At 62.6% G+C, this 16,554-nt stretch carries 15 protein-coding genes; 10 read left to right on the top strand and 5 right to left on the bottom strand.

Going from position 1 to position 16,554, the window contains the following annotated elements:
* Window positions 1-954, bottom strand: a 954-nt coding sequence (gene pyk, locus ACEW8Q_RS04770; RefSeq protein ID WP_373502912.1) for a pyruvate kinase, incomplete at its 3' end; no start/stop codon positions are given.
* Between the two features lie 2 nt (window positions 955-956).
* Window positions 957-1,385, bottom strand: coding sequence for a DUF1036 domain-containing protein (locus ACEW8Q_RS04765; protein ID WP_373502911.1), 429 nt, complete (start codon window positions 1,383-1,385; stop codon window positions 957-959).
* A gap of 145 nt (window positions 1,386-1,530) precedes the next feature.
* Here ACEW8Q_RS04765 and ACEW8Q_RS04760 point away from each other — a divergent pair, with 145 nt between their 5' ends.
* From ACEW8Q_RS04760 to ACEW8Q_RS04750, 3 genes are read left to right on the top strand one after another with little or no spacing between them, the layout of a single operon-like run.
* The gene (locus ACEW8Q_RS04760; protein WP_373502910.1) at window positions 1,531-2,310 is read left to right on the top strand and encodes an N-formylglutamate amidohydrolase; all 780 of its coding nucleotides are present in this window, start codon (window positions 1,531-1,533) and stop codon (window positions 2,308-2,310) included.
* Window positions 2,311-2,312: 2 nt separating this feature from the next.
* A complete protein-coding gene (locus tag ACEW8Q_RS04755) occupies window positions 2,313-2,612 on the top strand; it encodes a DUF1244 domain-containing protein (protein ID WP_373502909.1) in 300 nt (99 codons plus the stop codon).
* Window positions 2,613-2,632: 20 nt separating this feature from the next.
* Window positions 2,633-2,905: a DUF2312 domain-containing protein gene (locus tag ACEW8Q_RS04750; protein WP_373502908.1), complete on the top strand. Its 273-nt coding sequence runs from the start codon at window positions 2,633-2,635 to the stop codon at window positions 2,903-2,905.
* 105 nt (window positions 2,906-3,010) lie between these two features.
* Here the strand turns inward: ACEW8Q_RS04750 and ACEW8Q_RS04745 are convergent, their stop codons facing one another.
* The 3 genes from ACEW8Q_RS04745 to ACEW8Q_RS04735 form a co-directional block, all read right to left on the bottom strand.
* Complete coding sequence (locus tag ACEW8Q_RS04745; protein WP_373502907.1) at window positions 3,011-4,486, bottom strand: DUF882 domain-containing protein; 1,476 nt, start codon at window positions 4,484-4,486, stop codon at window positions 3,011-3,013.
* 332 nt (window positions 4,487-4,818) lie between these two features.
* Window positions 4,819-6,762, bottom strand: a complete 1,944-nt coding sequence (locus tag ACEW8Q_RS04740) for a murein L,D-transpeptidase (protein ID WP_373502906.1) — start codon at window positions 6,760-6,762, stop codon at window positions 4,819-4,821.
* Between the two features lie 95 nt (window positions 6,763-6,857).
* A complete protein-coding gene (locus ACEW8Q_RS04735) occupies window positions 6,858-8,363 on the bottom strand; it encodes a sigma-54-dependent transcriptional regulator (RefSeq protein ID WP_373502905.1) in 1,506 nt (501 codons plus the stop codon).
* Between the two features lie 227 nt (window positions 8,364-8,590).
* Between ACEW8Q_RS04735 and ACEW8Q_RS04730 the strand changes: the two genes are divergently transcribed.
* From ACEW8Q_RS04730 to ACEW8Q_RS04700, 7 genes are all read left to right on the top strand, one after another.
* Window positions 8,591-10,402, top strand: coding sequence for a heavy metal translocating P-type ATPase (locus ACEW8Q_RS04730; protein ID WP_373502904.1), 1,812 nt, complete (start codon window positions 8,591-8,593; stop codon window positions 10,400-10,402).
* Window positions 10,403-10,505: 103 nt separating this feature from the next.
* Window positions 10,506-12,287, top strand: a complete 1,782-nt coding sequence (locus tag ACEW8Q_RS04725; RefSeq protein WP_373502903.1) for a M3 family oligoendopeptidase — start codon at window positions 10,506-10,508, stop codon at window positions 12,285-12,287.
* A complete protein-coding gene (locus tag ACEW8Q_RS04720) occupies window positions 12,284-12,814 on the top strand; it encodes a GNAT family N-acetyltransferase (protein ID WP_373502902.1) in 531 nt (176 codons plus the stop codon). The genes ACEW8Q_RS04725 and ACEW8Q_RS04720 overlap by 4 nt, the downstream gene beginning before the upstream one ends.
* Window positions 12,815-12,941: 127 nt before the next feature.
* Window positions 12,942-13,232: a hypothetical protein gene (locus tag ACEW8Q_RS04715; protein ID WP_373502901.1), complete on the top strand. Its 291-nt coding sequence runs from the start codon at window positions 12,942-12,944 to the stop codon at window positions 13,230-13,232.
* A gap of 15 nt (window positions 13,233-13,247) precedes the next feature.
* Window positions 13,248-14,363, top strand: coding sequence for a Re/Si-specific NAD(P)(+) transhydrogenase subunit alpha (locus tag ACEW8Q_RS04710; protein ID WP_373502900.1), 1,116 nt, complete (start codon window positions 13,248-13,250; stop codon window positions 14,361-14,363).
* 13 nt (window positions 14,364-14,376) lie between these two features.
* On the top strand, window positions 14,377-14,694 hold the full coding sequence (locus tag ACEW8Q_RS04705) for a proton-translocating transhydrogenase family protein (protein WP_373502899.1): 318 nt from the start codon (window positions 14,377-14,379) through the stop codon (window positions 14,692-14,694).
* A 5-nt stretch (window positions 14,695-14,699) separates the two neighbouring features.
* Window positions 14,700-16,091: an NAD(P)(+) transhydrogenase (Re/Si-specific) subunit beta gene (locus ACEW8Q_RS04700; RefSeq protein WP_373502898.1), complete on the top strand. Its 1,392-nt coding sequence runs from the start codon at window positions 14,700-14,702 to the stop codon at window positions 16,089-16,091.
* The last annotated feature ends 463 nt before the right edge of the window (window positions 16,092-16,554 follow it).

Raw genomic sequence — 16,554 nt, 5'->3', positions numbered from 1 at the left:
GGGCCAGGCGCCGGTGGCGCTCTCGGCCGAGAGCATGATGGCGTCGGCGCCCTCATAGACGGCGGTGGCGACGTCGGAGACCTCGGCGCGCGTCGGCACCGGCTCGACGATCATCGATTCCAGCATCTGGGTGGCGACGATCACGGGCTTGCCCACGCGGCGGGCCGCACGGGTGATGAGCTTCTGCTTGCCGGGCACGGTCTCGAGCGGGAGCTCGACGCCCAGATCGCCGCGCGCGACCATCAGGCCGTCGGCGATCTCGAGAATTTCATCGAGCACGGGGAGCGCCGCGGGCTTCTCGATCTTGGCCATCACTCCGGCGCGCCCAGCGATGAGCTTGCGCGCCTCGGCCACGTCATCGGCGCGCTGCACGAAGGAGAGCGCGATCCAGTCGACTCCGATCGCGGCGGCTGCTTCAAGGTCGGCGCGGTCCTTTTCGGTCAAGGCGGGAATGGGGATCACGGTATCGGGCAGGTTCACGCCCTTGCGGTCGGATATCGTGCCGCCGAAGACGACCTTCGTCGTCAGCTTCTCCGGCTCGGCCTTGGTGATCTCGACGCGGAGCCGGCCGTCGTTCAGCAGCAGGAAATCACCCGCCTGCGCGGAGGCGAAAATTTCGGGATGCGGAAGATGGACGCGGGTGGCATCGCCCGGCGTCTTGTCTGTGTCGAAGACGAAGGTGTCGCCAGCCTTGATCAGGGCTTCCTTGCCGTCAAACGTGCCGATGCGGATTTTCGGGCCCTGCAGGTCGGCCAGAATGCCGATGGGCCGCTTGAGCTTCGCTTCCACGCGCCGGATATCGCCGTGAAGCTGGCGCAGCAGGTCGTGCTGGGTGTGGCTCATGTTGATGCGGAACACGTCGACGCCCGCGAGGAACAGCTTTTCCAGCATCTCTGGCGATGACGACGCGGGTCCCAGCGTCGCCACGATCTTCACGTTGCGGTTACGTCGCAAATCTATTGTCCTTGTGTGGTCTTTTCGCCCGAGAGCGAGACGGTCCAGTCGCCGGCCTCGCCGGTGTCGACTTCAAAGAAGCCGGTCTTGGTGTAGCCGCGGCCCTCGCAGTCCTCGATGCCGCGAATGGTGAAGACCTTGTCGCGCGTGCACATGATGGACTTGCCGCCCCACGAGCCGCCCTTGTCGTAGTCCACCGCGAACACATAATAGTATCGCGCGATGAGGTCGCCCTTCAGCAGCGGCAGGCATTTCTGCGGCTCGATGGTCCACCAGCCTTCGGTGGCCCAGCCGTCCTTGTCCTTGTAGCCCAGCGCCACGCCGACGCGGCTCTCGGTCTTGTTGCACAGCTTGAGGTCGGCCCTGGCGGCGGACGACATGCCACAGAACAAGAGGAGCGCGCCGCCAATGAGCGCCAATTTCCGAACCATTCTGCCGCCTCCGGATAAGTTCCGCGAATCGTTCATAACATTCCCACTTGGCCACGCGCCGTCAACTCTCGGAACAGGTTCTTCTTCCCGAATGCGCGGCGTAACCGGATGACTGAGGGATTAGCGTCATCTATATGGCCAGTCCATGACAAAGATTGTAATGAACGAGGCCGTCGAGACGGTGGCTGGAGGGGCGGGCAACCGACTGATCCTGTTGTGCGACCACGCATCGAACCGGGTGCCGGAGCCCTATGGCAACCTAGGGCTGGCGGCGGGCCAGTTCGAGCGCCACATCGCGTATGACATCGGCGCGCGAGACGTGACACTGGGCCTAGCGCGCCGGTTGATGGGCACTGCAGTCCTGTCACGCTTCTCGCGGCTGGTCATCGACCCCAATCGCGGCATGGACGATCCCACGCTGATCATGCGGATCTCCGATGGCGCGGTGGTGCCGGGGAACGCGGGCGTCGATGACGCCGAGCGGCAGCGGCGGATCGAACGGTTCCACTGGCCCTATCATGATGCGGTGGCGGCGGAGATTGCGGCAGTGAAACAACGGGGGCTGACGCCGTTCCTCCTCTCCATCCATTCCTTCACGCCCGTATGGCGGGGCGTTCCGCGGCCCTGGCATGTTGGCATCCTGTGGGACCGCGACGCGGCCGTGGCGCGGGCCATGATCCGGGGGTTCCTGTCCCAAGGCGATCTTGTGGTCGGCGACAACGAACCCTATCATGGGGCTCTCGAGGGCGACACGCTCAACACCCATGGTACCAAGGCCGGGCTGCCGCATGCCCTGATCGAAATCCGCCAGGACCTCATTGCCGCCAAAACAGGTGTGGATGAATGGGTGGAACGGGTGGTGAAGGTGGTCGAACCCATTATGTATGATGACCCGCAGGTCTGCCCGGATGCGGGAAGAGGCTAGACATGAACATCGACGACAAGACGAAGACGGAACTCGAGGCTGCGGCCTTCCGGCGCTTGCTGGAGCATTTGCGCAGCCGGACGGACGTGCAGAACATCGACATGATGAATCTGGCAGGCTTCTGCCGCAACTGCCTGTCGAACTGGTTCGAGGATGCTGCCAAGGCCAAAGGCGTTGCCGTGACGCGCGACGAGGCGCGGACCATGGTCTACGGCATGCCCTACGAGGACTGGAAGGCGAGGCACCAGGGCCAGGCCTCCGACGCTCAGAAGGCCGCCTTCGAAAAATCGCACAAGCACTGAACCCATCAGGACATTTCATCATGGCAGGAACCAAGACGACATTCGCCCACGGGCAGCTGAAATCCATCGTCGAGCGCATCGAACGGCTCGAGGAAGAGAAGAAGACCATCGCCGGCGACATCAAGGAAGTCTATGCCGAGGCCAAAGCCAATGGCTTCGACACCAAGATCCTGCGCAAGGTGATCTCGCTCCGCAAGAAGGAGCCAACCGAGCGCGAGGAAGAGCAATCGATGCTCGACGTCTATATGGCGGCACTGGGCATGATTCCGGAGGAGTCTGAGGAGGCGGCGTGAGCGACCGCCTGACTGCTCCGTGACCTGATTTACCCAACCCTCCCGAAAACAAAAGGCCCGGACGATGTCCGGGCCTTTGTCATTTCTTGGTGAGCTGAGGCGGGATCAGTTCCCGTCGATCATGCCCAGTTTCATCTTCTTGAGCGCAGGAGCGCCCAGCAAGCTGCCTTTGCCTTCGCGGTTGACGACCAGCATGTCGCCCTTTCCGGCGGCAGGGGCTTGGGCCATTTCGGCAACCGCAAGCCTCGGAAGCTGCGGTGCGGTCTCGGCCTGGGCTTCTTCGATGCCGGGGAGAAGGCCAGCGAGAGTCGTCTCGCCGAACTGCTGCGGGGCACCGTCGCGGCGGACGGCCTTCACGGGATCAAAGACTAGCTGCTGCGGCCACCAGAAGAGGTCGTCGCCAGCGGCAGACGCCGTGATGGAACGGATGACCGGCACGTCGGTCGTCTGGCCAGAGCGGAGTTCGTCGGTAAGGCTGCCCTTGGCGGCGGCGTTGGATTCAGGCTCGGCCATCGTCTCGGCGGCCACGACGACTCCAATGGAGCTGCCTTCAACCGGCGAAGGCTTGTTGCGCGCCATCTGGTCGGGCGGCGGCGCGGAGGCCGGCACGATCTTCATGTTGACGGCCGCCATCATGAGAACCTCGATGGGCTTCGGGCGCGGCTTTGGCACCGGGTAGCCCTTCGTGACGCCTTCCGGCGCCTCGGCCACGAGTTCGGGAACTTCGGCGGGCTTCGCCTTGGGCTTCTGCGGCGCGGCAGCGGCGTCCTCGCTCATGCCGGCGAGTTCCTCGTCGTCCTCCGTATAGGCGGTTTCGAGCGGAATCTTCTTCTTGTCCTTGACCTTGGACTTCGCGGCGGCGCTGTTGCCATCCTGCTGGGAGGGGAGGTTTGAGGCGCTCACGTCGGCTGCCGCCAGTTCCACCTCGGGCACGGCCTTCATGCCCTTCTTGTTGATCCGGGCGCCGACCGTCTTCTTGTAGTCGCGCATGATCTTTGCCATCTGCTTCGAGCTGATGCCCGGGCCCCAATGGCGAACGCGGCCCGAGTCGATGTGCAGGAAGCCCGTCGGCCCGCCGCCGGACCGATAATAGCCAACGCCGCCCACCTGGCGCACCAGCGCCGAATTGCGCATCCGCTCGGTCGGCACGTCGGGGAAATAGATGTCGATCGCCTTGCCCAGCATGTGCTGGCTCTTGCGGGCCACGTTGCGGCCCATCTTCTTGAGGAAGGCGTTGGTCTTGGGGCTGCGATAGCCGGAGACGATGTGAACGGGCCGCTTCGAGCCGAGATCGGCGTGCAGTTCCCACATCAGGTCGATGGTCTTGGTGGAAATGGTGATGACTTCATTCCGGCGCCAGTCGCGCAGGATGTAGTTCAGCTTCTTCATCGCGGACGGGATGTATTTCCCGTTCTTCATGTAGGTGATGGTGAGGCTTTCCTTGGTGTGAACCTGGTAAAGCGAAATCGTCCTGGTCTCGCCGCCCGACATGGCGGGCGAACCCCAGTTGACGAAGATGCCCGCTCCGAGCACCGCTGCGAAAGCGGCAGGAGCGATGGCCTTTTTCCAACGCTGGATCAAGGTTTGATGATGCCCAACTTCCCTGCAGTCCAAACTCATACCCCACTCACAAACCGGCTGAATCCGGTTCCCCTGGTGCCCCGCCCAGTTTGCCTTCCCCATCCCGAGGAGTGGCATACACTGGAAACGCGTTTCGAACAAGAATAAGGCCACCATGAGGCGGCATTCAGGAAAGGTAAACGATCATGTTTAACAAGGCTTTAATCCAGATCAATTGACAAAACATCATCTTGGCGTGGAAGTCTCTCCGGTTTCGAGTGCGCTGCACAAAGCCGATTCCGCCACAATGAAGCCGATTCTCAAGCCCTCCGCCGGAACCCTTGCCGGTCTTGTCAGCGTTGGGCGAGAACCACCGAAGAGCGGGCCGTCTCCATGGTCTTGTCACGGCCATAGATGTCGCTGAAGTACTGGATCTTTCCCGTCTCGTCCGGCCAGGCCGTGAAATAGGTGAGATGGACGGGGATCTTTTGCGGCAGCCTGATGTTCTCGGTACCCTTCGTCGCGATGTGCTGGTCGATCTCGGCAGCATCCCAGCCGAGGATCACGGACGCAAATTCGCGCGGGTTCTCCACGCGCACGCAGCCGTGGCTGAAGGCCCGGACCTCGTTGGCGAAGAGTTCGCGGTTGGGCGTGTCGTGCATGTAGATGTTGTGGGTGTTGGGGAAGAGGAACTTGACGTCACCCAGGGCATTCTTCGTGCCTGGCGGCTGCTGGATGCCGTAGGGCACCTTGCTTCCGTAGCTCGACCAGCTCACTGAGCGCGACGGCACGACCTTGCCCTGCGCATTCACCACCTTGAAGCCGATGCGATCAAGATAGCCCGGATCGCGGCGCAGCTTGGGGAGATACTCATTGGCGATGATGGAGGGCGGAACGCCCCAGGACGGATTGAAGACGACCGTCTCCATCTCGTCATGGAACACGGCCGTCTGCGTAAAGGGCTTGCCGATGATGACACTGGTCTTCCAGACTTCCTCGCCCTTGTCCATGACGCGGGCCTCGAAGGCGGGCTGGTTCACGAAGACGTGGCGGGTGCCGAGGGACTTGGGAAGCCAGCGAAGGCGCTCCATGTTGTTCAGCAGCTTCGCGGTGTCGCGGCCGCTCATGTCAGCATTGAGCGCTGCCACGGTCTGGGGGCCAATGGCACCGGTCACCTTGATGCCCGATGCCTTCTGGAACAGGCGGATCTGAACCGTGAGGTCCGCGTCCAGCAGCCATTCATCGTCAGCCGCGTCGAGGGCTTCCGGGTAGCCGAGATCGGCGAGGCGCTGCCGGATGGCGGGCATTCGCTCGTCGGATTGGCCCTTCTTGACGATGGAACCTTCAGGAATGGGATCGGCCAATCCGGTGTTGGTTTCACCCCGGATTTCGGCGAGAGCCTTTTTCATTGCCCCATAGGCTTCATGAGCCGGGTGAAGGCTTCTGAGATATTCAGCCGAGAAGGGCGACCAGGCCAGAACCTTGACGGCCTGTGATGACGGCACCCAGCCTGGCGTAACGTCATTGTAGAGCGACAGCCGGCGGGGGTCGAACTGCCCGCCGGAGGCATCGCGCGCGTATTTCAGGGCCGAAGCCGTCAGATCGATGTCGAGCCGCGCCATGGCGGCCGGATCATAGTCGGGCAGGGGCGCATCGAAGCTTGTCAGGCCGGCGGGCAGATAGCTCTGCGATTCCAGGCCTTCCTCATCGGCGGCGGCAAGAACCTTGAGCACGGCAGCGCCGCGGCTGGACAGCTTGCCGTTCTCGATCCACATGGGCCGGAAATTCTGCTGGCGATATTGCTCGACCAGCGCGTCGCGGGACTCATCGATCACCCGGAACGAGTCGCCGGTGCCAGTCAGCTGGTCATGGATGGCGCCTTGCTGGGCATCCGCCGGGCGCGGCTCCGAGAGCTTCACCCCGTTGACCGGGACGAGCTTTGCCGAAACATAGGGGATGTTCCCCATGCCAAGGCCGGGATCGCCTTCGGGATCACCGTCGTCGTTCGCCACCACGACGTTCGGCGTCTTGCGCTTGTTGGCCTTCTGCCCGTTGACGACGCGCACTGTGGCGCGTGGAATGGACTCGCTTGAATTGCGGTCATCGAGGTTGCGGCCAAACAGGCGGCGCTTCTGCCGGTTCTCCGCCGAACTGCGGGTTCCCGAACTATTGAAAAGATTCTCGAAAAGTGTCGCCTTGCGTTTTTTTGCCGGGGCCTTTGAATCCGCCATTGCCATGCCGGCACCCAGCACCAGTGCCAGCCCTGACATCACGCAAAGCTTCAACGTCCTTTTCATTCAATCCCACCCACGCAGCAGCACTTTCAACCCAAGGTGCCCTAGATAACCCGTGCCGCCCCAGCCGGGAAGTCACTTTAAGTGTCGGTTTGATATTATCCCGCAGCTTCCTCGAGTCCAAGGTCTTTCATCTTGCGGTACAGCGTGGATCTGCCGATGCCCAATTTGCGGGCGACTTCCGACATCTGGCCCTGATAGCGGGTGAGCGCCATGCGGATCATGTCGGCCTCGACCTCCTCGAGCTTGCGGATGTGGCCGCCGTCGGTGACCACGGAAATGCCGTAGGCCACGCCGTCAGACACTGATGGGCCGCCCTGGCGCGGCAGGTTCGAACCGCCGGCGATGGCGGCCGCGCCCTGCGGCAGCTGCGGCTTCGGCGCCAGTTGCGGGGCGGGCGGTATCTTGATCTCATAGCCTTCGACCAGCGAGGCAATTTGCGGAAAATCCTGGATTTCCAGAAGATCGCCCTCGCAGAGCACCATGGCGCGGAACACGGTGTTCTCGAGCTGGCGCACGTTGCCGGGCCAGCCATAGAGCTTCAGGAGTTCCAGCGCCTCTCCGGTGATACCGCGCACCTTGCGGCCTTCCTCGGCTGCAAACCGCGTGATGAAATGATCGACAAGCGCCGGGATGTCTTCCTTGCGGTCGCGGAGCGGCGGAACCATGATGGGGAACACGTTGAGGCGGTAGTAGAGATCCTCGCGGAACTGTCCGGCCTTCACCATTTCGATCATGTTGCGGTTGGTGGCGGAGACCAGCCTGATATTGACCTTCACGGGCTTCCGTGAGCCGACGGGATCGATCTCGCCTTCCTGGATGGCGCGGAGCAGCTTCACCTGCATGTCGAGCGGAAGCTCGGCTACCTCATCGAGGAACAGCGTGCCGCCGTCGGCTTCGAGGAACTTGCCGAGATGCTTCGAGGTGGCACCGGTGAAGGCGCCCTTCTCGTGACCGAACAGGATTGATTCCACGAGATTTTCAGGGATTGCGCCGCAATTGACCGCAACGAAGGGGCGGCCGACGCGTTCGCTCTCGCCCTGAATGGCGCGGGCGATCATTTCCTTGCCGACCCCCGATTCGCCTTCGATCAGGATCGGGATGTTGGATTGTGCGCCGCGGCGGCCCAGCCGAAGCACGTTGGCCATGGCGGGCGAGGAGGCAATGAGGTCGCCGAAGGTGAGCGCGCCGCCCACCTTCTTGTTCAGGCGCTTCACTTCCTCGGTGAGGGCATTCACCTTGAGCAGGTTCTGGATCGAGATCTTGAGGCGTTCGGGCGAAATCGGTTTCACCACGAAATCGTCGGCACCGGCGCGCATGGCCTTGATGACGGTTTCGATCGAGCCTTGCGCCGTCTGGACGATGACCGGCAGGTCGCCACGGATGGCCTGCAGGCGGTCAAGGAATTCAAGTCCATCCATGCCGGGCATCACGAGATCGAGGATGATAAGTTCGATGGTTCCGCCGGAGTGGCTTTTCAGCACGTCAAGGCCGCGCTGGCCGCCATCGACGGGAACAGGGTCGCAACCGAAACGCTTCACCAGTTCCTCGAGAATCCGCCGTTGGGCTGGATCGTCTTCGACAATTAGGACTCGGACCGCCATGCGCTTACGAACTTCTTTCCAGATCAGAATTGCGATCCAGCCCCCGCGACCCCTGCAACCCCCCGCTGCCGACTGGTGCCGCTGCCGAACCTTGTGGGGGCAATCTGACAGTCAAGGGTAAAGGCGCTCTTAATGAGGTAGCGCGTTTGGGGACATGACACGAAATTGACGTGTGTCATTCCGGACGCCTGCCGCTGTGCTATCGGCAATGCGGAAAGGACCTTGTCTTGAATTCGCTCCGCATCTTCCTGTTCGCCGTCGCCGCCATCGGTCTTGCCGGGGGATTTGCTGTGCCGCTTGCCGGATGGGGGGATTGGCAGGGCCTGATCTGGGGCGCTACAGGCGGGCTGCTTCTCGCCTTCCTGTTGTGGGAGATCGTCACATCTCTCCTGGAAGGCGAAATCGGACTCGACATCGTGGCGGGTCTTTCGATGTCGGCGGCGCTGTTCTTCAGGGAAACACTCGCGGCCGCCGTCGTCGGCCTGATGTATGCGGGCGGGCAATTGCTGGAAGACTTTGCCGCCAACCGCGCCCGCGCCGACATGCGGGCATTGCTGGCGCGTGTGCCGAAGACGGCGCTGCGCTATGACGACGGGCATCTGGCTGAAGTCGCGATCGATGCAATCGTGGCGGGAGACCGCCTGCTTGTACGGCAGGGCGATATCGTTCCGGTGGATGGAACAGTGCAATCGGGCAAGGCGCTGCTCGACCTCGCCGCGCTGACGGGCGAATCGGTTCCGGTGCTGAAGGCTGAACACGAGCCCGTGCCGAGCGGCGCCCGCTCCCTCGACACGGCCTTCGACATGGTGGCGGTGAGGCCGGCGTCCGAGAGTACATATGCCGGGATCGTGCGTCTCGTGCAGGCGGCGCAGAGCGCCAAGGCCCCCATGGCGCGGCTGGCCGACCGCTTCGCGATCTGGTTCCTTGCGGTGACGGTCATTCTGGCGGGAGGCACCTATCTCGTCACAGGCGATCATATCCGCATGCTGGCTGTGCTGGTGTCGGCAACGCCCTGTCCGCTCATTCTGGCCGTTCCGGTGGCGATCATCTCCGGCATGGGAAAGGCCGCGCGGCGCGGCGTGCTGATGAAGGGCGGGCCGGTGCTCGAAACCATGGCGCGGGCTTCGAGCCTGGTCATCGACAAGACCGGCACGCTCACGCGCGGCAAGGCCGAACTTTCCGATATCGTAACTGCCGGAAAGTGGGAGGCCGACAACGTTCTCCGGCTGGCCGCCTCGCTCGAACAGGCATCCGCCCATGTCATCGCCGGCTCCGTGGTGGAGGCCGCGCGTGGCCGGCGTCTGGCGCTCAGCTTCCCGAGCGACGTTCGCGAGACAGCGGGCGAGGGGCTCACCGGCCATGTCGAAGGCCACAAGGTGGTGGTGGGTGGTCATGACTTCGTCGCCCGGCAATTGAAGCGCAAGTCCATGCACAAGCCCGACTTGCCGCCGGGCACGGTTCTCGTGGCGGTAGCCGTTTCTGGCCATCTTGCGGGTCATCTGGTTCTCGCCGATGCCATCCGCGCGGAAACGCCCCATGCGCTCGACAGGCTGCGGAAGGCAGGCATCAAGCGCATCGTGCTGGCATCCGGCGATACCCAGGCCATTGTCGACCGCGTCGGGGAGGGGCTCGGTCTTGACGTGTTGCGGGGCGACCTGACGCCGACCATGAAGGTCGACATCGTTCTGGCCGAGCGCGCGGGCGGCGTGGTTCTCATGGTCGGCGACGGCGTCAACGATGCGCCCGCCCTTGCGGCAGCGGATGTGGGGATTTCCATGGGCGCCACGGGCTCGGCGGCGGCGACCGAGTCGGCTGATGCCGTATTGCTGGTCGATGACCTGACCCGTTTGGCAGAGGGCGTGGAGACCGCAAGGCGCGCGCGCGCCATCGCGCTGCAAAGCGTCTATGCCGGGCTCGGCATGTCGTTTGCGGCCATGGTCGCGGCCTCGCTGGGCTATCTCCCGGTGGTGCAGGGCGCGCTGCTGCAGGAGGTGATCGATACGGTGGTGATCCTCAACGCGCTCCGGGCGCTGCGCTGAAGTTCCCTCGAGCCTGAGATGAAATCCCCGTTACCCTCCCGCCGTCGGGTTGCCGAAGCGGGCGGCATGGGCCATATCAGGCCCGGGCTTCTTCAAGGATGACATGATGACCGCTGCCGCCGCCGCTCTCGGAAACCTGCCGGAATGGAACCTCGCCGATCTCTATGCTTCGCCCGAGGCGGCGGAATTTGCCGCCGACATGAAGAAGGGCGAGGAACTTTCCAAGACTTTCGCGGACACGTACCGCGGCAAGCTGGCGGCGCTATCGGGTGCGGAACTGGCGCAGGCGCTGAAGGACTATGAAGCGATCTCCGACCTTCTGGGCCGCACCGGCTCCTATGCGCAGCTCTATTATGTAGGCGACACGACGGATGCCAAGCGCGGCCAGTTCTATGGCAATACCTCCGCCAAGCTGACGGAAATCTCCACGCTGCTCTTGTTCTTCGAACTCGAATTGAACCGCATTGATGACGCGGTGCTTGAAAAAGCGATGGAGGTGCCGGGGCTGGCTCATTATCGTCCGTGGATCGAGAACCTCCGGATGGAGAAGCCCTATCAGCTTGACGACAAGCTGGAGGAACTCTTCCTCGAAAAGTCGCAGACCTCCGCTTCCGCCTTCAACCGCCTGTTCGACGAGACGATGGCGGGGCTCCGCTTCGAGGTCGATGGGGAGATGCTGTCGCTGGAACCCACGCTGAACCTGATGCAGAACCCGGATGAGGCCAAGCGCAAGGCGGGTGCGGAGGCGCTGGCCAAGACCTTCGGTGCCAACATCAAGCTGTTCACGCTGATTACCAACACGCTCGCCAAGGACAAGGATATTTCCGACAAGTGGCGTGGCTTCAAGGACATCGCGGATGCCCGCCATCTTTCGAACCGCGTGGAGCCCGAAGTGGTGGCAGCACTCGTGGAGGCGGCGCGCGCGGCCTACCCCAAGCTCTCGCATCGCTACTACAAGATGAAGGCGAAGTGGCTGGGCAAGGACCACCTGATGCACTGGGACCGCAACGCACCGCTGCCCGCAGAGGACACGCGCGAGGTTCCGTGGCCGGAAGCGAAGGACATGGTATTGTCTGCCTACGGAGCATTTTCGCCCGAGATGGCCTCGATCGCCCAGACCTTCTTCGACAAGAACTGGATCGATGCGCCGTCGCGGCCCGGCAAGGCGCCGGGCGCCTTCGCGCACCCGACAGTACCTTCAGCCCATCCTTACGTGCTGCTGAATTACCTGGGCAAGACTCGCGACGTGATGACCCTTGCACACGAGCTGGGCCATGGCGTGCATCAGGTGCTTGCGGCAAAGCAAGGCCCGTTAATGGCTTCGACGCCGCTGACACTGGCCGAAACGGCGAGCGTGTTCGGCGAGATGCTGACCTTCCAGGCCCTGCTGAAGAAGACAACGGACCCCAAGAAGCGGAAGATCCTGCTCGCCTCCAAGGTCGAGGATATGATCAACACCGTCGTCCGCCAGATCGCCTTCTATACGTTCGAGCGCAAGGTGCACACCGCCCGGAAGGAGGGTGAACTCACCCCCGACCAGATCAACGAAATCTGGATGAGCGTGCAGAACGAAAGCCTTGGCGACGGCATCAGGTTCGGCGAGGGCTACGAGACCTACTGGACCTACATCCCGCACTTCATCCATTCGCCGTTCTACGTCTATGCCTATGCCTTTGGAGATTGCCTGGTGAACTCGCTCTATGCGCGCTACCGCGAGAGCGAGCAGGGCTTCCAGGAAAAGTATTTCGAGATGCTGAAAGCGGGCGGCACCAAGCATCATTCCGAATTGCTGAAGCCCTTCGGCCTCGATGCGACGGACCCGAAGTTCTGGGATAAGGGGCTCTCAGTCATTTCCGGCATGATCGACGAGCTGGAGACGATGTGACAATAGCTATCCGGCGGCCGGGGCCGGATGAGGCTCCAGCCTTTGCGGCGTTGCATGTGGCCTGCTGGAAGGAAGCCTATCGCGGCATCGTTCCGGACAAGATTCTCGCGTCGGCGGGGCCTGATGGCTGGCTTTCGGTCTGGCAGGGTGCGCTGGCCGATTCCGCGCGGATCGTCTTGGGTGCCTGTGACGGCGGCGAACCGGTTGGCTTCATCCTGGCGGGGCCGCCGCTGGACCCACTGACCGAAGGCATCGATGGTCAGATCTATGCGCTTTACATCAGGTCAAACCATCAGCGGCGCGGGATCGGCCGCCGCCTGATGGGGACTGCTGCTCGGGCGTGGCTGGGCCGGGGTGGCATCGCTCTTACCCTGGGCGTTCTGGAAGGCAATTCTCCAGCGCGAAATTTTTACGAGGCGCTGGGCGGACGCCAGGTGACGACCGCTGCCTATGACTGGGAGGGTTACCCCCTGAGTGATGCGATCTATGTCTTTGAGGACCTCGCCGGACTGGCGGACCGCGCTTAGCCAGATCGATTGCGCGACCTGGCCTTTCGTCATGGGACTGATCGCCGCGCGGAAATCCTCTCCGCTTGCGATAGGGAAGCGGACTGGCTACAAGCTTTTGCAAACGTATTTCAGGGCGAGGGGAATCATGGCCGATCACGGGTCTTCCGGCAGCAACACGCATGGCATCGAGGCGCATCGCGCCACCTATGAGGCCTTTCTCAAGGGGTCGGTGGCGCTCACGCTGCTTTGCCTCTACATCCTCGTGGCGCTGGTGGCTTTCCGTTTCGTGAACAATTTCAACGTGCTTCTGGGCTTTGCCGGCATCATCATCGGCTCCATCGCGCTGCTCATCGACGTGCGTGCCGGAAACAAGTGGTATCTTTCCGTCGGCTGGCTGGTGATCTTCGGCCTGATGACTGCCGTATCGGTAGCTTAGCCAACAGGGGCATACATGAAAATCGCGATCCCCACGGAAACGCAGACTGGGGAGAGTCGCGTTGCGGCCAGCCCCGACACGGTCAAGGCATACGTCAAGAAGGGTGCGGAGGTCTGGGTTCAGGCCGGGGCCGGAAGCGGCGCCAGCATCACTGACGCGGCCTATGAAACGGCGGGCGCCAAAATCGGAGAAGATGTGGCACGGGATGCCGACATCGTCCTCGGCGTGCGCCGCCCCTCACAGGACATTCTCAATGCAATGAAGCCGGGCGCAATTCTCGCGGCTGGGCTTGAGCCTTATGGTGACCGCGCCGGGCTCGAGGCCATCGCCCGCGCTGGCGTCACCGCCTTCTCCATGGAACTGATGCCGCGCATCACGCGCGCGCAGTCGATGGACATCCTGTCGTCGCAGGCGAACCTCGCGGGCTACAAGGCGGTGATCGACGCGGCCTATCACTTCACCCGCGCCTTCCCGATGATGATGACGGCGGCAGGCACCGTGCCCGCGGCCAAGGTCTTCATCATGGGCGTGGGCGTGGCGGGTCTCCAGGCCATCGCCACGGCAAGGCGCCTTGGCGCCATCGTCTCTGCCACCGACGTCCGCAAGGCGACGGAAGAGCAGGTGAAAAGCCTCGGCGCCAAGTTCGTCTTTGCCGACATCGCGGATGCCGCGACATCGGGCGGCTATGCCAAGGAACTCTCGGCTGAAGACAAGGCCAAGCAGGCGGCGCTGGTGGCCGAGCATGTGAAGGCGCAGGACGTGGTCATCACCACAGCCCTCATTCCGGGCCGCCCGGCGCCTGTTCTCATCACGCAAGAGATGGTGGAGAGCATGAAGCCCGGCTCGATCATCATCGATCTCGCGGTGGAGCGTGGCGGCAATTGCCCGCTGTCGAAGCCCGACGAGATCGTAGAGCACAAGGGTGTCAGGATCGTCGGCACGGTGAACCTCGCGGGTAAGCTCGCCGGCAACGCCTCGCCGCTGTTCTCGAAGAACCTCCTGAATTTCATCGACCTGATGATACAAAAGGACGGCAGCCTCAAGATCGATGATGCCGATGAGTGCATCAAGGGAACGATGATCGCCAGGGGTGGCGAGCTCGTGCACCCCATGTTCCAGGTTTCGAAGTGATGGGAGCGATGTGATGGAAGCGATTTCGCATGCGGTTGACCCCTTCGTCTCGCTGTTCGGCATCTTCGTGCTGGCGGTGTTCGTAGGCTATTACGTGGTCTGGAACGTGACGCCGGCGCTGCACACGCCGCTGATGTCGGTCACCAACGCCATCTCCTCCGTCATCGTGGTCGGCGCCTTGCTGGCCGTGGGTGTGGGGGCGCTGGCGTCGGGTTCCATAACCGCCATGATCTTCGGCTTCCTCGCGCTGATCCTAGCGAGCGTCAATATCTTCGGTGGCTTCATGGTCACCAGCCGCATGCTCGCCATGTACAAGAAGAAGGACAAGTAGGCACGATGTCGGCCAATCTCGCAGCCCTTCTTTATCTCGTCTCCGGCGCTCTCTTCATCATGGCGCTGAGGGGCCTGTCCTCTCCCGCCACATCGCGCCAGGGCAACATCTACGGTATGGTCGGCATGACCATCGCCATGGTCACGACGCTCGCCACCATGCACCTCACGGCCTCGGTCATTGGCCTCGTGCTGCTTGGCATCGCCATCGGCGGCGGCATTGGCGCCTATGCCGCGAAGAAGATCGCCATGACGGCGATGCCGCAGCTGGTCGCGGCCTTCCATTCGCTTGTGGGCCTTGCAGCCGTGTTCGTGGCGGCGGCGGCCTTCTATGCGCCGGACGCCTTCGGCATCGTGGCCGACGGCGCCATCATGCCGTTATCGCGGATCGAGATGTCACTGGGCGCTGCCATCGGCGCTTTGACCTTCACCGGCTCCGTCATCGCCTTCCTCAAGCTCGATGGCCGCATGTCGGGCGCGCCCATCATGCTGCCCGGCCGCCATGTCATCAACATCGCGTTGGGCGTGGCGCTCGTCGCGTGCATGGCGTTGTTCTACGGCAACCCGATGTGGCTGTGGTTCTGGTTGATCATCTTCATCAGCCTGGCGCTGGGCTTCCTGCTGATCATTCCCATCGGCGGCGCCGACATGCCGGTCGTCGTCTCGATGCTCAACTCCTACTCGGGGTGGGCCGCGGCGGGCATCGGCTTTACGCTGCACAATACGGCGCTCATCATCACGGGCGCGCTGGTCGGTTCTTCGGGCGCCATCCTGTCCTACATCATGTGCAAGGCCATGAACCGCTCCTTCTTCTCGGTCATCCTCGGCGGCTTCGGCGGCGAGAGTGCCGGTCCTGCGGTCAAGGGCGAGGCAAAGCCGGTGAAGCAGGGCTCGGCGGATGATGCAGCCTTCATCATGAAGAACGCGGCTTCCGTCATCATCGTGCCGGGCTACGGCATGGCGGTGGCGCAGGCCCAGCACGCGCTCCGCGAGATGGCCGACCAGCTCAAGAAGGAGGGCGTGTCCGTGAAATACGCCATCCATCCCGTGGCGGGCCGCATGCCGGGCCACATGAACGTTCTGCTGGCCGAAGCCAACGTGCCCTATGACGAGGTTTTCGAGCTTGAGGATATCAACTCCGACTTCGGGCAGGCAGACGTCGCCTTCGTCATCGGCGCCAACGATGTCACCAATCCTTCAGCCAAGGACGATCCGACCTCGCCCATCTACGGCATGCCGGTGCTGGAGGTGTGGAAGGCCAAGACGGTGATGTTCATCAAGCGCGGCATGTCGTCGGGCTATGCCGGCGTCGACAATCCGCTGTTCTGGCGTGACAACACCATGATGCTGTTCGGCGATGCCAAGAAGATGACGGAAGAGATCAACAAGGGCATGTAATAGGGCGTAAAGTCCCTTCGGCCTCTTGAATCAGTCTGATCCGGCGGGCCAGCGCGGCAATGCGCTGGCCCTTTTCATTGCTGGGGCAGGGGAGTTCCCCATCTCGAATGTCCCGCCAGATGCAGAACCCAAGACCTTCTGCACCGATTCCCGACCTCCTGTGCAGATGTGGGCGGCGTGGGAGCCGGCAAGGTGGCGTTGCTGCTCTCCGGGATCAGGTCCGCTGCCTCCCCTCAATGCCCATGCACGGTAATTCCGGATCAATTTCCATATGTGATTTCAATAGCTTGTAAGAAATTCAATTTTTTCATTCACATCGTGATTGACACCTTCTCTGTGGTTCTCGTATAAGCGCGATCACTGAGGGACGCGGTGCTTCTGGCGCCGGTGTTCTTGCGGAATTAAGCGACGAGCTGGCGAGGAGAGGCCGGTGTGACCTGAGAGGGTGGCCCGGTGTGATTTT

Source organism: Aestuariivirga sp., assembly GCF_041738905.1.
GTDB lineage: Bacteria > Pseudomonadota > Alphaproteobacteria > Rhizobiales > Aestuariivirgaceae > Aestuariivirga.
The sequence above is the reverse complement of the archived record's forward strand: the minus strand, read 5'-3'. Positions and strand labels throughout refer to the sequence as shown.